Origin of the sequence: Streptococcus infantis (assembly GCF_047463175.1) — a bacterium.
GTDB classification, from domain to species: Bacteria; Bacillota; Bacilli; order Lactobacillales; family Streptococcaceae; genus Streptococcus; species Streptococcus infantis_AC.
Map to the genome: position 1 here is coordinate 387,865 of NZ_JASHEJ010000002.1, position 14,566 is coordinate 402,430.

Genomic DNA, 14,566 nt, shown 5'->3' on the forward strand with positions numbered 1-14,566 from the left:
TCTAACCACATTCCTGGCTAAATTCTCAGGCTACTTCAGCTAACACCCAGCATATTTAATTACGAAAAAAGCACCTAAACAACCAAGCTTTTCAGCTTAGCAATTCAGGTGTACCTTATTTTAAAATTTATTCTTTTATTCTTGCTTCTGCATCCGCCACTACTCGGGCCAGACTAGTTTGGCTTAATTCTTCTTCCATGGCTTCTTGAATTTTATCTAACTTTTCATCTAAAACCCCATGGATATTGGCTCCTACTGGACAGTCAGGATTAGGATTATCATGGAAACTAAAGAGTTGTCCAGTCTTTCCAAGGCATTCCACCGCTTGATAAATATCCAAAAGACTAATACCCTCAAGATTTTTGATAATCTCTGCCCCTCCAGTTCCACGCGCGACGGAAATCAAGTCTGCTTTTTTCAGTTGGGACAAAGTTTTTCGGATAATAACAGGATTGACTCCAACACTACTAGCTAGAAAATCACTAGTCACCTTGCTTTCCTTCCCTTTTAGGGCAATAATTACCAACATATGTGTCGCAATGGTAAATCGGTTTGAAATTTGCATGCAGTCCTCCTTTATTATTAACAAAGCTCATTCTTCTCTTATATTTATTATATCTCCTATAGTTGTAATGTCAAGAGTTACGACTAAGCCAGTCGTCCAATTCAACATCATGTCCTTGACTCTGGGCGATTTCGTGCAACAAGTCCTGATTATGGGTATGGTGAATTCCATTGACTAAGCTTTCATAGTATACCTCATAGTAGGGCAATTTCAAATCTCTAGCCAATTGTAATTCTGACTCAACATCGTAATCAACACGACGAAAATCTATATCCTTCAAACCTTTTTCATCAAAATCCAAAATCATATATTGCGCCCGCAAATCCTCACGTAGACTTGCTGATAAAAAGAAGGGTTGCCCAATTGAGCCTGGATTTAAAATGAGTTGTCCCTCGCTCCCATAGCGAAGAAATTGCTGGTGAATATGCCCATAAATCGCAATATCACAGTCAGGATTGGTTACCAAACGGTCAAAATCCTCCTGCTTGCCAAGATGGATCAGTTCTCTTCCCCAATTTTTATCCGGCAAATGATGACTTATCTCTACCTTCAGATTTCCAAACTGTCGGTGTGTGTGCATGGGAAAAGCCTGTAGAGCTTCAATATCATCTAGACTAATTTCTTCCATAATATACTGGCATTGGCGCAAGAGGTAGCGATGGCTAGGTCTACTTGTATCTAATTTTCGATGAGCAGCTCGCCATAAACTCTCTTCCCAATTTCCCAGAACTCGAATCGTAATCGGGAAGTCCTCTAATTGTCTGAGAATATTTTTTCGTCCTGTCCCAGGCATGAGAATATCTCCCAAGAGCCAGTATTCCTCAGCTCCTGCCTTCTCTGCATCTGCTAAAACAGCTTCCAGTGCTCTTGTATTTCCATGGATATCTGAAAGTACCGCAATTTTTGTCATATAATCCCCTCTTGCATTCTCTCCTTTAATTATAGCACTCTCAAAATCAAAGTCAAAAAGCATTTTTACTATCATGTTTTACTTTACTTTTTTAGTGAAAAGGATTACAATGAAGGTGATAAGAAATGAGGAGGTTTTTGCTATGACACAACGTTACGAAAACATCATGGTAGCAGTCGACGGTTCTAAAGAAGCTGATTTGGCTTTTATCAAAGGAGTTCAGTCAGCATTACGTAACCAGGCTAAATTAACCATTGCGCATGTAATCGATACTCGTGCTCTTCAAAGCATTTCAACATTCGATGCAGAAGTTTACGAAGAGTTACAAGTCGAGGCACAAGAGTTGATGGCAGAATATGAAAAGCGTGCAAGAGACGCTGGTCTTAAAGATATTCAAGTTGTCATCGAAATGGGAAATCCTAAAACTCTTTTGGCTAAAACAATCCCTGATCAAGAACACGTTGATTTGATTTTGGTTGGAGCAACAGGGCTTAACGCCTTCGAACGTTTGCTTGTCGGATCTTCATCAGAATATATCCTACGCCATACAAGCGTTGACCTTCTCGTCGTCCGAGACAAGGATAAAACTTTATAATTAGACTAAAAAAAGGAGCCAGTGCGCTCCTTTTTATTGTTTATTTTTTCTTTCTTTATGACGTGCATAAGCTCTAATCTGACGCTCAAGTTCCTTTTTGATTGCAGGCTCTGGAGCGTACTTTTCTTTCCAGTTATCTGGTTTCAAAATTTTGTGGGTTACTGGATCAAAATGAGCCTTACCATCTGGGAAGATTTTACCCATGTTTGCCTGATGGACAATCTCAAAGATTCTCTCTGGGTCTACCCCCATTAAAACGAAACTTCCATAAGTAAAGTAGAGCGTGTCAATCAAAGCATCCACTTGACCAACGAGGGTTTTCTCAGCTGGTGTTGACTGAGATACTTTTTCGGCAGCTATATCAAGTGCTTGGTGTAAATCCTGCACAGCTTGTTGAAATTCCTCTTCAGAATTGCTTGCAGCACGGACAAATTCAACTAACTCTTCAATCTTAAAACCCGCACGGTGGGTCGCCCCTTCTAAATCCCAAGCTATAGGTTCTTCTTGAGTTCGCTCATCCATCATACGATGGAAGGTCTTAACCTTGTTGAAATGATAGTCACGACTGACAAAGACTTTTTCAGAAGCCAAGACTCCAAAATATTCCAAAGCCTTGTGAATCCCATCATTTTGGTTGCTGGCAGTAATATGCTTAGCAACTTCTTTTACACTGCTACTACCATTTCCCATGGCAACAGACATACCAACACCAGCCAACATTTCCAAGTCATTATCCGAGTCCCCAAAGGCCATGACTTGGTTGAGTTCAAAACCATACTCTTTTCCGACACGGCGAATCCCCTCTAACTTGGAATTCCCTTGATTGATAATATCGGCCGCGAAAGGATTACTTCTGGTGAACTTCAGTTTGTTTAATTCTTCAGCAGCATGGTTAGTCTCCTCAGGCGTCATCAACATAAGCACCTGATAGATCGGTTGGTTGATTAAGTCCAACAAATCATCTTCCTTCTGAGGAAGGGCCTTACTGACCATACGATTAAAGGAATGACTAACAGTACGAGTCAAAAATCTAGGTACAAATCGACTAACTAGCTGTGAAAGAGGGCTGAGTCCAAAGGACATAATCCGAGAACCGACAACGTCTTGTCGCGTTCCCATGGCAATCTCTTTTCGATTTTCCTTGGCATAAGAGATGATTTGTCTGAGGCTTCTCTTATCAATAGGGCTAGAAAAAAGAACACGATCTTTGTTAAAGATATATTGGCCATTGTAGGTCACTGCAAAATCCAGATCCAAATCATCCATCAAATCCTTAACAAAAAAAGGTCCTCGCCCTGTTGCTACCCCAACAAGCACCCCTTGTTCTTTCACAATCTTGATAGCTTCCTTAGTGGACTTCAAAACACTCTTACTGTCATTTACAAGCGTTCCATCAATATCAAAAAAAACAGCTTTGACTTCCATTCTATCTCATTCCTTTCTTTTATGATACAATGATTATACCACATTTCAGAAAAAGTGAGTGAATCATGACTAAGAAAATCCTTGTTTTACATACTGGTGGCACGATCTCCATGCAGGCAGATGAATCTGGAGCTGTAAGGACTAGTGCTGATAACCCTATGAATCATATCTCTAATCCTCTCGAAGGTATCGAAGTCCATTCCTTGGATTTTTTAAATTTGCCCAGCCCACACATCAAGCCTAAGCATATGTTAGCCCTCTACAAAAAGATTAAACAAGAGGCTTCGTCCTATGATGGTGTTGTCATTACACATGGGACAGATACACTAGAAGAAACGGCTTATTTCCTCGATACCATGGAAGTACCTCATATGCCTATCGTCCTGACAGGTGCCATGAGAAGTTCCAATGAACTGGGAAGTGATGGTGTCTATAACTATCTTAGCGCCTTACGCGTTGCGAGTGATGACAAGGCTGCAGATAAGGGTGTGTTGGTCGTTATGAACGATGAAATTCACGCCGCCAAATATGTCACAAAAACGCATACTACTAACGTTAGTACCTTTCAAACACCAACTCATGGACCACTCGGACTCATTATGAAGCAGGAAATTCTCTACTTCAAAACGGCAGAACCTCGTGTTCGTTTTGACCTTGAGAGCATTCAAGGGCTGGTCCCTATTATCCCTGTTTATGCGGGCATGACCGATGAACTTCTCGATTTACTTCCTATTGACCAACTAGATGGATTGATTATTCAGGCTTTTGGTGCTGGAAATGTACCCAAGGAAACAGCTGAAAAATTAAAATCTCTCAGTCAAGCAGGACTTCCTATTGCACTAGTCTCACGTTGTTTCAATGGGATTGCAGAACCTGTTTACGCCTACGAAGGCGGTGGTGTTTGTCTTCAGAATGATGGTGTATATTTTGTAAAAGAACTAAACGCTCAAAAAGCACGACTGAAGCTTCTTATCGCAATCAATGCTGGACTTAAGGGCGAACAACTCCGAACATATATGGAAGGATAATAAAAAACCAGGAAATCAGCTAGATTCCTGGTTTTTTATTATTTTTTGCGAGTTGATTTGCGCTCTGTCAAACCGTGAGGTAGGAGGACTTCACGTTCCTCCAATTCTTCCTTATGCATAATTTTAGTCAACATACGCATACTAATCGCACCTAAATCATACAGGGGTTGTGCGATCGTTGTAAGGCTTGGTCGAGTAAAGCGTGCGATTTGAGAATCATCACTCGTAATGATTTCAAAGTCTTCTGGTACTGAAATGCCATGGTCAGCCAAACCATTCAAGAGACCTGCCGCCAATTCATCACCCGTCACAATAGCTGCTGTTGCTTTAGAAGAAATCAAGCGTTCTGCCAAGGCATAACCATCGTCATAGCGATATTTTGATTCGAATACAAGACCTTCACTATAGTTGACTCCAGCTTCTTTCAAAGCTTCCTTATATCCAACCAAGCGAACCTTACCATTGATATCATCAACTAAGGGACCACTCACAAAAGCAATCTTTTTGTTACGTTTCAACAAATGGCGAACAGCATCCGCAGTAGCATTCTTATAGTCAATATTGACACCTGGAAGCTGGTGTTCTACATCCACTGTTCCTGCAAGAACTACTGGAGTACGTGAACGTGAAAACTCTGAGCGAATTTTCTCTGTTAAGTGATAGCCCATAAAGATAATACCATCAACTTGTTTTGAAAAGAGTGTATTCACTACTGCCACTTCTTTTTCATCATCCTCATCACTATTCGCAAGGACAATGTTATATTTGTACATCTCTGCAATATCATCAATCCCTTTTGCTAGCGCAGCAAAATACGTGTTAGTGATATCTGGGATGACAACCCCAACAGTTGTTGTTCGTTTGCTTGCCAAGCCACGAGCTACTGCATTTGGACGATAGTCTAGGCGATCAATCACCTCTAGAACTTTCTTACGAGTGTTTTCTTTGACATTCTTGTTGCCATTGACTACACGACTGACAGTTGCCATTGAAACTCCTGCTTCTCGGGCAACGTCATAAATTGTTACTGTATCATCTGTGTTCATACCGTTTCCTTTCTAATGTTGAAAATTTTGTTTTCATGTTTACACCACTACTAGTTTACCACTAATTGTAAGCATTTTCAAGGATTAATTGAACTTTCTTTGAAAAAATTTCACCGATAATCATATTTTTGTAAATTAGTTTACTTTTCTTGATTTTTAGGCCAGTTTGCAGTATGATAATAAAAAATTAAGTAGGAGGCATGGATGGCTTTTACGGATTCACATAGACGTTGTGCCAGCTTTGGTGTGGTAACCAATCTCCCAGACGATGTGATTGACTCAATCTGGTACATTATTGATCATTTTTTAAAGCATGTTTTTGAATTAGAAGATGAGTTGGAATTTCAGCTCTTAAACAGTAACGGTTCCATCACCTTCCGTTTTTCAAGTGAGCACCTACCGACTACGATTGACTTCGATTTTAATCATCCCTTTGACCCATTGTACCCACCGAAAGTACTTGTTATGGATATGGACGGTAAGGAAACCATCCTCCTACCTGAAGAAAATGACCTATTTTAAAAACTCTAGCCTTCTGACTAGAGTTTTCTTTTTTTAATAAATAGAACGACTGACCACGATACCACTCGGTTTTTTAAATTCTAAATCAAGATAGTCCTGATAAGTCCCAGGAACGATAAAACCTTGGGGACTCAGGATATCAGTTCCAGCCTCTCCAACAATAGAGTCGGCCAATAGAACACAGTTTGTACTGAGAACAAAGTAGGTTTTAAATTTAGATGATGTGAACTTATAGAGGGTTGCATCAGCCTCGTGTTTCAGCTGATAAGAGTATGTATGTTTGACCTCTCCTTCCCTTCTTTTCAGTAGTTGTGAACTTGGCTCCCAAGGTATCAAGAGGCCTTCTATCTCTCTCAATCGTTCTTCGATGGCTTTTTTCTGTTGTTCAGACAGGCTTAAACCATAGGCGAATAGGGTTTTCTGGCTTTCTCTCTTACAAAGTTCAATATATTTTTCACGATTGGCCTTAAATAAAACCCCGTCGCCAATTGTACCAAACAAGCGCTCTGAATGTGGGTCATAAGAGCCGTAGGAAATAACCTGACCTTGATAGCAGATATCTACATGACCCATGGCCAAGAAGAAAGATGATTCTGATGTATGGATGAAAATTTCTAAATCAGCTGATTTTTCATTTTTTCTTTCCGAATGCACTTCATTTTCTTCTACCTGATGACTAGATAACCTTTCATTCCATCGTCGTAAGGTGCTGATGGGAATCAAAGCAGTCACGAATATAGGCAGGGTCATTCTCATTCTACGCTTGAGCTTAGGATTGCTTCTCCCTTTTTCAAAAAAGAAACCATCTCTGAGACTACTTGCCCCTAACATAATCAAGTAAAAACCAAGTAAGAGTAATTCAAAATTTGTCGCATCATGAAAAGGGGAAATACTATAGAGACCAAATCCCATCATCCATAAAGCATCAAATAAGTAATTAATCCTTGGATGAATATGATTTTTCCGGTATAGCAACCAGGTAATCAGACTGATTAGACCTGTAAAAAGCTGATAACTTCCAATGATAATAACCAAGAGATAGAGAGCGATGCCCTGCAAGATGACTGAATCAAATAGGATGACTGCAAGAAAGAGCTTGGCTAGAGTTACAAATATATTTTCTCTACGGGACTTTTCTTGAAACCATCGCGTCAATAGTTGCCAAACTGCCGACAAGAAAAAGTAGGCCATCATGAGTTGGTAACCCAGTATCGGAACTACCTGCCCAAAACAAACTAAGAGAAGGCCTAAGACAATAGCTACAAGACCTTCCCCTATACTTTTCCATTTACTATAAGTTTCAGAAACCTTGGCCATTTTCTTTCTCCAATTGAAGATATAAGTGACGAATCGGTTGTCCTAGGACTGGATGGATGAAATGAGGCGCAATTTCCTGCAGAGACTCTAAGACAAAGAGTCGCTCAGCAAGATAAGGATGAGGCAAGATGAGGTCATCTGTATAAATAACTTGATCCTCAACAAAGAGCAAATCCAAATCAATCAAACGAGGTCCCCAATGCACTTCTCTGACCCGTCCCATCTCTGATTCAATGCTCAATAAGGTATCTAACAAGACTGGGGCTGGAAGCCAAGTTTCTACTTCAACCACCTGATTGGCAAAACTATCTTGTTCTACACCACCCCAAGGGTCAGTTGTAATCACACTAGATTCTTTGAGAATACGAATCCCTCGAGTACGCATCTTGTCAAGAGCTAGTTCGAGATTAGCCGTCTTATCCCCCATATTGCTACCTAGAGCAATAAAGACTCTTTGTTTGCGGCGATGGATGGTTACTGAACAGGTGTCTAGTGGTAGATGAATAGGCGCCCATGGTTTTTTGAGTTCCAGTTTAATTTCTTGAACTATTGGATAGGTTTCAAAAGTGCGCTCTACTAGTTTGTAGGCAACTGTTTCAATCAAGTCTTCAGTGGTTTCCTGAAACCAAGTCGTCCATTGCTGACAGAGCTCGCCATAATGGACAGAAGCTTCCAAATCTAAGTCCGTAGCAGCCTTGGTCATATCATAGGATAAGCTTGCATCAATGATAAATTTTTGGCCCAGTTCCTTCTCACTCGGGAAAAGACCATGATAGGCAAAAATTTCCAAATCCTTAATGCGCAATTGATCCATAACTAGTCCTTTCTAGAAAAAATCGTTTGAATCGATTTTTATAACCCCATGAGACGGTATGCTTGATCTCGAAGATCTTTGTCTGTCTCAAACACTCCACGAGCTACTGTTGTCAAGGTTGCAGTTCCTGGTTTTCGAACACCACGCATGCTCATACACATATGCTCTGCTTCAATAACAACGAAAGCACCTTTGGCACCAAGATAGTCCATCAAAGCATCAGCCACTTCGATATTCAAGCGTTCTTGAATCTGTGGTTTTTTAGCATAAACTTCCACAGTACGAGCTAGCTTTGACAAACCTGCCACACGTCCGTCTGGAATGTAGGCGATATGAGCTTTCCCATAAAATGGCAAGAAGTGATGTTCACACATGGTATGGAAAAAGATATCCTTTTCTACTACCATATTGTCATCAATAATTTCAAAGGATTTTGACAAATGCTCCTCCGCAGTTTGACCAAGTCCTGAAAAAATCTCTTGATACATACGGGCTACACGAGCAGGTGTCTCCTGCAAGCCCTCGCGGTTAGCGTCCTCACCAACAGCCTCGATAATCATTTTTACAGCCGTTTCAATCTTTTGTGTATCCATTCTCTAATTTTTCCTCTCCATTAGATAGGCTCTCACTTGGGCTAAAAAGTATAATGAGCCCGTGATAATCCTAACTGTTTTTTTCTCTTCATTTTCTGTCATTTTTTGATCTAGAAATTCCTTCCAACTTTGATAGTTTAGATTTCTAGAATAAGCTACTTTTTTTAGTACTTCTTCGTCTGTCGCTCGACCGTCATCAAAGTGAGTCAATGTCAGCTCAGTATCTGGCAAAGTTCCTAACAAGTCTAACATATCCTCCAAGGCCTTGGTTTTGATACATGTAAAAAGTATTTCCTTGTGGTAATCAGCAAATCGTTCTTGCAATGTTTCTACCAAAGCCTTGACAGCATGGGGATTATGAGCCCCGTCTAAAATCATCAAAGGGCTTCTAGAAACAACTTCAAAACGTCCAGGCCAACTTGTTTCTTCTAAGGCTTGAGCCACTATGTCATTACTTGCCAATTCTCGTCCACTCTCCTGGCAGTACCTATCTAGTAAAGCTAGTGCCATCCCAGCATTCTCTATCTGGTGCAAACCCAGCAATCCTGTCTGAAAGTGACCTTGTCTAAGCGGGCTTGTATAGTCAAAGACTTCTCCCGTCTCCACACTCCCTTGATGACTGACTTGATAATCTTCCCCATAAACAAGCCTAGGAGCCTCTTTTGCTTTCGCGATTTGGTTGATAACTGCTAAGGCTTCTGGGACAATATTCCCCGTTACCAGGGGAACTCCTTGTTTGATAATTCCAGCCTTCTGCTCTGCGATGGCTTCCAAGCTATCCCCTAGTAAAGCTACGTGATCCAGGCCAATAGTCGTAATACCTGTTAGGATAGGCTGACAAACATTGGTACTATCCAAAAATCCGCCCATACCAACTTCCATAATAGCTACATCCACTTGCTCAGAAGCAAAATAGTCATAGGCTATAGCAGTGATAATCTCAAACTCTGTCGTCCCCTGCAAATCATGAGCATGCTCCCCCTCAAGTAGTGAGCGATAGTCTACCATCAAGGTCTCTAATCTTGCTTCTGGGATAGATTTCTCATTAATGGCAATCTGATCGGTATAATGAATCAGATAGGGTGAGCTAAAGACTCCAACTCTTAGCCCCATCTTTCCCAACATATTCTTCAAAAAGGCTATAGTAGACCCCTTACCATTGGTACCTCCGATATGGATAACCTTGAGTTTCAGATGGGGATTGCCACGTAGGGCTAATAGCTTCACCATCCTCTCCAAACCAAAATGCGGTTGGTCTGTCCGATAGTTAGCTATCCACTGATTCGTTTCGTTTTTATTCATCTTATTTATATTGTTTCAAGTTTAAATTTTCCGCATCATCTGCCAGACGGATGGATGATGCAATTTCGACTGCCATCTTGTGGCTGGCTACATCGTGTACACGCACAACTTCTACACCCTGTCTAGCAGCGATACTAGTCACATGAGCTGAAGCCGTATCACGATTGCGGAAACCAGCTTCAGTTTCTGGGTTTACTTCAAAACCATTTTCTTCCAGAATATTGATGACAAAGCGCTTGCGAGAGACTCCTAAAAAGATAGGATAGCCCATCTCGTGTAATTTATCAAGGTCACGTAGAAGTAGCAGATTTTCCTTTTTGGTCAAGCCAAAGCCAATCCCAGGATCCAGCATGGTCTTTTCTTTCGAAATTCCTGCTTTTTTCGCTCTTACTAGAGCACGGTCAAAGAAAGCTGTCATCATTTCTTCTACTGGTAGTTTTTCAAACTCATCTAAGACTTCCTTTGTAAAAGGCTCTCCAAAGCCAAAATGAGGGAAGATAAGTGAACTAGGATGCTGAGGGCGTGCCATTACTGGATTAAACATGATGACTACCTGAGCTCCAGCTTTGGCAACCACTTCCGCCATCTTCTCATCCCCCATAAGACCTGTAATGTCATTGACTATATGGGCCCCAGCCTTTAGAGCTGCTTCTGCAACTTGACTTTTCCAAGTGTCTACCGAAATCAGAACATCACTTTCTTGACGGATAGCCTTAATGACTGGAACCACACGTTGGATTTCCTCTTCAATCTCAACATAGCTACTTCCAGGTCGAGTAGACTCTCCACCGATATCTAAAATAGTGGCACCTTCAGCAATCAATTTTCGAGCTTGTTTTAAAGCTTCTTCAATAGCAAAAAATTGGCCCCCATCAGAGAAAGAATCTGGGGTGACATTGATAATACCGCAAATAGCTGTTTTTGTATGATTGTCTCTTTTTTCCACGATTATCACTCAAATTTCATTTAGATTGGTATTCCTCTATTTTACTGTTTTTTTTGGATTCTGTCCAATTATCCCTCGCTACTCTCAAACTTTAAAAGAGCGCAAAAAAAGTGTGGGACAGAAATCGGTAATTCGTTAGAATTCGATTTCGTCGTCCCACCTCCGCACAGTTGAGTAGGGTTGTAAAAACTAATGAAATCAGCGTAGTAGAGTCCACTCAACCACTGCGTCCTGCTCGAAAATCCAAATACAATTGAGAGGCTAGGACTTTTGTCCCAGCCTCCTTTTTTATATTCTTATTTTTCAGTCAAAGCTGCAAGTCCTGGAAGAACTTTACCTTCAAGAAGTTCCATTGAAGCTCCACCACCAGTAGAGATCCATGAGAACTTGTCTGCACGACCAAGGTTGATCGCTGCGGCAGCTGAGTCACCACCACCGATGATTGATTTAACGCCTGGTTGTTTCACGATAGCGTCCATTACACCGATTGTACCAGCTTGGAAGTCAGGGTTTTCAAATACACCCATTGGTCCGTTCCATACAACTGTTTTCGCACCAGTCAAAGCTTCGTCAAACTTAGCGATAGATTTAGGACCGATATCCAAACCAAGGAATCCTGGATCTACTGCTTCACCTTCAGTGTCTTTCACTTCGGTGTAGTCAGCAAATGCGTTCGCTTCTTTTGAGTCAACTGGCAAGATCAATTTGCCGTTTGCTTTTTCAAGAAGAGCTTTAGCGACATCCAATTTGTCTTCTTCTACAAGTGAGTTACCAATTTCGATACCTTGTGCTTTGTAGAATGTGTAAGTCATCCCACCACCGATAAGAACTTTATCAGCTTTTTCAAGCAAGTTTTCGATAACACCGATCTTGTCTGAAACTTTTGAACCACCAAGGATAGCCACGAATGGACGTTCTGGAGCTTCAACTGCTTCTTGGATGTAGGCAATTTCGTTTTCAAGAAGGAATCCAGCAACTGCTTTTTCAACGTTTGCTGAGATACCAACGTTAGATGCGTGTGCACGGTGAGCTGTACCGAACGCATCGTTTACGAAGATACCATCTCCAAGTGATGCCCAGTATTTACCAAGTTCAGGATCGTTTTTAGATTCTTTCTTGCCGTCAACATCTTCAAAACGAGTGTTTTCAACCAAGAGAACTTGTCCATCTTCAAGAGCGTTAATCGCTGCTTCCAATTCAGCACCACGAGTAACACCTGGAAGGAATGTAACTTCTTGACCCAATTTAGCAGCCAAGTCAGCAGCTACAGGAGCAAGTGATTTACCTTCTTTGTCTGCTTCTTCTTTAACACGTCCAAGGTGAGAGAAGAGGATTGCACGTCCACCTTGTTCAAGGATGTACTTGATAGTTGGAAGAGCTGCAGTGATACGGTTGTCGTTAGTGATCACACCATCTTTTACAGGTACGTTGAAGTCAACACGAACGAGAACTTTTTTCCCTTTCAAGTCAACGTCTTTAACAGTCAATTTTGCCATTAGATATGACTCCTTCTTTTTTTTTACGTGTTAATTATATCACAAAATCAATAAAAGAGATAGCAAAACCTTAAACTTTTCTCTTTCTCGATTAGTCTGTTACTTTAAAAATAAGAGTATAAAACTAGTGATTGTTAGATAATCGGAACTCTCACTAATTTTAAATTTTCATCCAAAAAATCATTAAATGCTTACTAGTTGGAATAATAATATCCCAACTAAATGATACTTTTTAATAAAAGATTCATTACATTTTTATTAAAATTTACTATTTACTACTTGTTAGATTGCTTAGAATCCTTTAAAATAGAATGGGAGAAATTCCGCGATTAGTTTTCGGAGGGAAAATAAAATGTCCATTAATTGGCAGGAAATTGCATTTCACTTTTTAGGTGGCCTGGGACTATTCTTATATAGTATCAAAACCATGGGGGACGGTTTGCAACAAGCAGCTGGAGATCGTCTTCGATTTTACATTGACAAATATACTAGCAATCCTTTCTTTGGAATTTTAGTTGGAATTGGGATGACTGCCCTGATTCAATCGAGTTCAGGTGTTACGGTTATTACAGTTGGTCTGGTTAGCGCTGGACTATTGACTTTACGTCAGGCCATTGGGATTGTCATGGGTGCCAATATTGGAACAACCGTCACATCCTTTATCATTGGTTTTAAATTGGGAGACTACGCATTACCTATGCTCTTTCTCGGAGCAGTCTGTCTCTTCTTCACCAAAAATAGAACCATCAATAACATCGGACGAATTGTCTTTGGTGTCGGTGGTATCTTCTTTGCCCTCAATCTTATGAGTGGCGCTATGGAGCCCCTTAAGGATTTACAAGTCTTTAAAGACTACATGGTAGAACTGAGTAAAAACCCAATCTTGGGTGTTCTTGTCGGAACAGGTTTAACCCTTCTGATTCAAGCCTCCTCAGCGACCATCGGGATTTTACAAAATCTATACGCTAGCAATCTGATTGACCTTCAAGGAGCCCTACCAGTGCTCTTTGGAGATAACATTGGAACAACTATCACTGCTATTATCGCTTCCTTAGGTGCTAATATTGCAGCCAAACGTGTGGCGGCAGCCCATGTGGCCTTTAACGTCATCGGGACTGTTATCTGTATTATCTTCCTCGTTCCGTTTACAGGCTTAATCCAATGGTTTGAGAGCTTCTTAAATCTAGCTCCAGAAATGACCATTGCCTTCGCCCACGGAACCTTCAACATTACCAATACAATCATTCAGTTTCCATTCATCGGAGCTCTTGCCTTCATGGTAACCAAACTTATCCCTGGAGAAGACGAAGTTGTCAAATACGAGCCACTTTTCCTTGATGAGCAACTGATCAAACAAGCTCCATCTATCGCTCTTGGAAATGCTAAAAAAGAACTTCTACACTTGGGTAATTATGCTGCGAAAGCCTTTGACCTCTCTTACGACTATATCATCAACTCTAATGAAAAAGTTGCAGAAAAGGGACATAAGACTGAAGAAGCTATCAATACCATTGATGAAAAATTGACTCGTTACCTCATTGGTTTATCTGGTGAAGCTTTGAGCCAAAAAGAGAGTGAAGTCTTAACAAATATCCTTGACTCTTCACGAGACTTGGAACGTATCGGAGACCACGCAGAAGCCCTGCTCAATCTTAACGATTACTTGCAACGCAAGAATGTTCAATTCTCTGAGGCTGCATTAGAAGAACTAGCAGAGATTTATCTTAAAACAAGCGAATTTGTCAAAGATGCTCTTGAGAGTGTGGAAACCAACGACCTCGAGAAAGCTCAAGCTCTTATCGAGCGACACGAAGAAATCAATAATATGGAACGTGTCCTTCGTAAGACTCATATTAAACGTCTTAATAACGGTGAATGTTCTACTCAAGCAGGTGTCAACTTTATCGATATTATTTCACACTACACTCGTGTATCAGACCACGCTATGAACCTTGCTGAAAAGGTTTTGGCAGAACAAATTTAAAACGAAAAAAATGCTTTGATTCT

At 40.8% G+C, this 14,566-nt stretch carries 14 protein-coding genes; 4 read left to right on the plus strand and 10 right to left on the minus strand.

Annotated features, from left to right (window positions below; genetic code table 11):
• Positions 1-127 precede the first annotated feature (127 nt).
• Both QM859_RS05750 and QM859_RS05755 read right to left on the minus strand, forming a co-directional pair.
• Positions 128-565, minus strand: coding sequence for an Rrf2 family transcriptional regulator (locus QM859_RS05750; protein ID WP_254724550.1), 438 nt, complete (start codon positions 563-565; stop codon positions 128-130).
• Between the two features lie 70 nt (positions 566-635).
• On the minus strand, positions 636-1,475 hold the full coding sequence (locus QM859_RS05755; RefSeq protein WP_414262403.1) for a metallophosphoesterase family protein: 840 nt from the start codon (positions 1,473-1,475) through the stop codon (positions 636-638).
• Between the two features lie 142 nt (positions 1,476-1,617).
• On the opposite strand from QM859_RS05755, the gene QM859_RS05760 reads away from it, so the two are divergent.
• Positions 1,618-2,070, plus strand: a complete 453-nt coding sequence (locus QM859_RS05760; RefSeq protein ID WP_006155803.1) for a universal stress protein — start codon at positions 1,618-1,620, stop codon at positions 2,068-2,070.
• 33 nt (positions 2,071-2,103) lie between these two features.
• Here the strand turns inward: QM859_RS05760 and QM859_RS05765 are convergent, their stop codons facing one another.
• Positions 2,104-3,495, minus strand: coding sequence for a Cof-type HAD-IIB family hydrolase (locus QM859_RS05765; protein ID WP_414262404.1), 1,392 nt, complete (start codon positions 3,493-3,495; stop codon positions 2,104-2,106).
• A gap of 65 nt (positions 3,496-3,560) precedes the next feature.
• Here QM859_RS05765 and QM859_RS05770 point away from each other — a divergent pair, with 65 nt between their 5' ends.
• Positions 3,561-4,523 carry an asparaginase gene (locus tag QM859_RS05770; RefSeq protein ID WP_414262405.1) on the plus strand — a complete coding sequence of 321 codons (963 nt, stop codon included), beginning with the start codon at positions 3,561-3,563 and terminating at the stop codon, positions 4,521-4,523.
• A gap of 38 nt (positions 4,524-4,561) precedes the next feature.
• On the opposite strand, the gene ccpA is transcribed toward QM859_RS05770, so the two are convergent.
• A complete protein-coding gene (gene ccpA / locus QM859_RS05775; RefSeq protein ID WP_414262406.1) occupies positions 4,562-5,569 on the minus strand; it encodes a catabolite control protein A in 1,008 nt (335 codons plus the stop codon).
• A 204-nt stretch (positions 5,570-5,773) separates the two neighbouring features.
• Here ccpA and QM859_RS05780 point away from each other — a divergent pair, with 204 nt between their 5' ends.
• A complete protein-coding gene (locus QM859_RS05780) occupies positions 5,774-6,091 on the plus strand; it encodes a DUF960 domain-containing protein (protein ID WP_004251754.1) in 318 nt (105 codons plus the stop codon).
• A gap of 33 nt (positions 6,092-6,124) precedes the next feature.
• On the opposite strand, the gene QM859_RS05785 is transcribed toward QM859_RS05780, so the two are convergent.
• The 6 genes from QM859_RS05785 to QM859_RS05810 all read right to left on the minus strand — a co-directional run bounded on the left by QM859_RS05785 (position 6,125) and on the right by QM859_RS05810 (position 12,559).
• Positions 6,125-7,408, minus strand: coding sequence for a DUF308 domain-containing protein (locus QM859_RS05785; RefSeq protein WP_414262407.1), 1,284 nt, complete (start codon positions 7,406-7,408; stop codon positions 6,125-6,127).
• Complete coding sequence (folB, locus tag QM859_RS05790; RefSeq protein ID WP_414262408.1) at positions 7,392-8,222, minus strand: dihydroneopterin aldolase; 831 nt, start codon at positions 8,220-8,222, stop codon at positions 7,392-7,394. Before folB ends, QM859_RS05785 begins: the two co-directional genes overlap by 17 nt.
• Positions 8,223-8,260: 38 nt before the next feature.
• Positions 8,261-8,815 (minus strand): GTP cyclohydrolase I FolE, encoded by a 555-nt coding sequence (gene folE, locus QM859_RS05795; RefSeq protein ID WP_314945651.1) that lies wholly within the window; start codon positions 8,813-8,815, stop codon positions 8,261-8,263.
• A gap of 3 nt (positions 8,816-8,818) precedes the next feature.
• Positions 8,819-10,117, minus strand: a complete 1,299-nt coding sequence (locus tag QM859_RS05800) for a bifunctional folylpolyglutamate synthase/dihydrofolate synthase (RefSeq protein ID WP_414262409.1) — start codon at positions 10,115-10,117, stop codon at positions 8,819-8,821.
• Position 10,118: 1 nt separating this feature from the next.
• A complete protein-coding gene (gene folP, locus QM859_RS05805) occupies positions 10,119-11,063 on the minus strand; it encodes a dihydropteroate synthase (protein ID WP_414262410.1) in 945 nt (314 codons plus the stop codon).
• Positions 11,064-11,359: 296 nt separating this feature from the next.
• Positions 11,360-12,559 carry a phosphoglycerate kinase gene (locus QM859_RS05810; protein WP_006147868.1) on the minus strand — a complete coding sequence of 400 codons (1,200 nt, stop codon included), beginning with the start codon at positions 12,557-12,559 and terminating at the stop codon, positions 11,360-11,362.
• A gap of 352 nt (positions 12,560-12,911) precedes the next feature.
• On the opposite strand from QM859_RS05810, the gene QM859_RS05815 reads away from it, so the two are divergent.
• Positions 12,912-14,543, plus strand: coding sequence for a Na/Pi cotransporter family protein (locus QM859_RS05815; protein ID WP_414262411.1), 1,632 nt, complete (start codon positions 12,912-12,914; stop codon positions 14,541-14,543).
• Positions 14,544-14,566 lie beyond the last annotated feature (23 nt).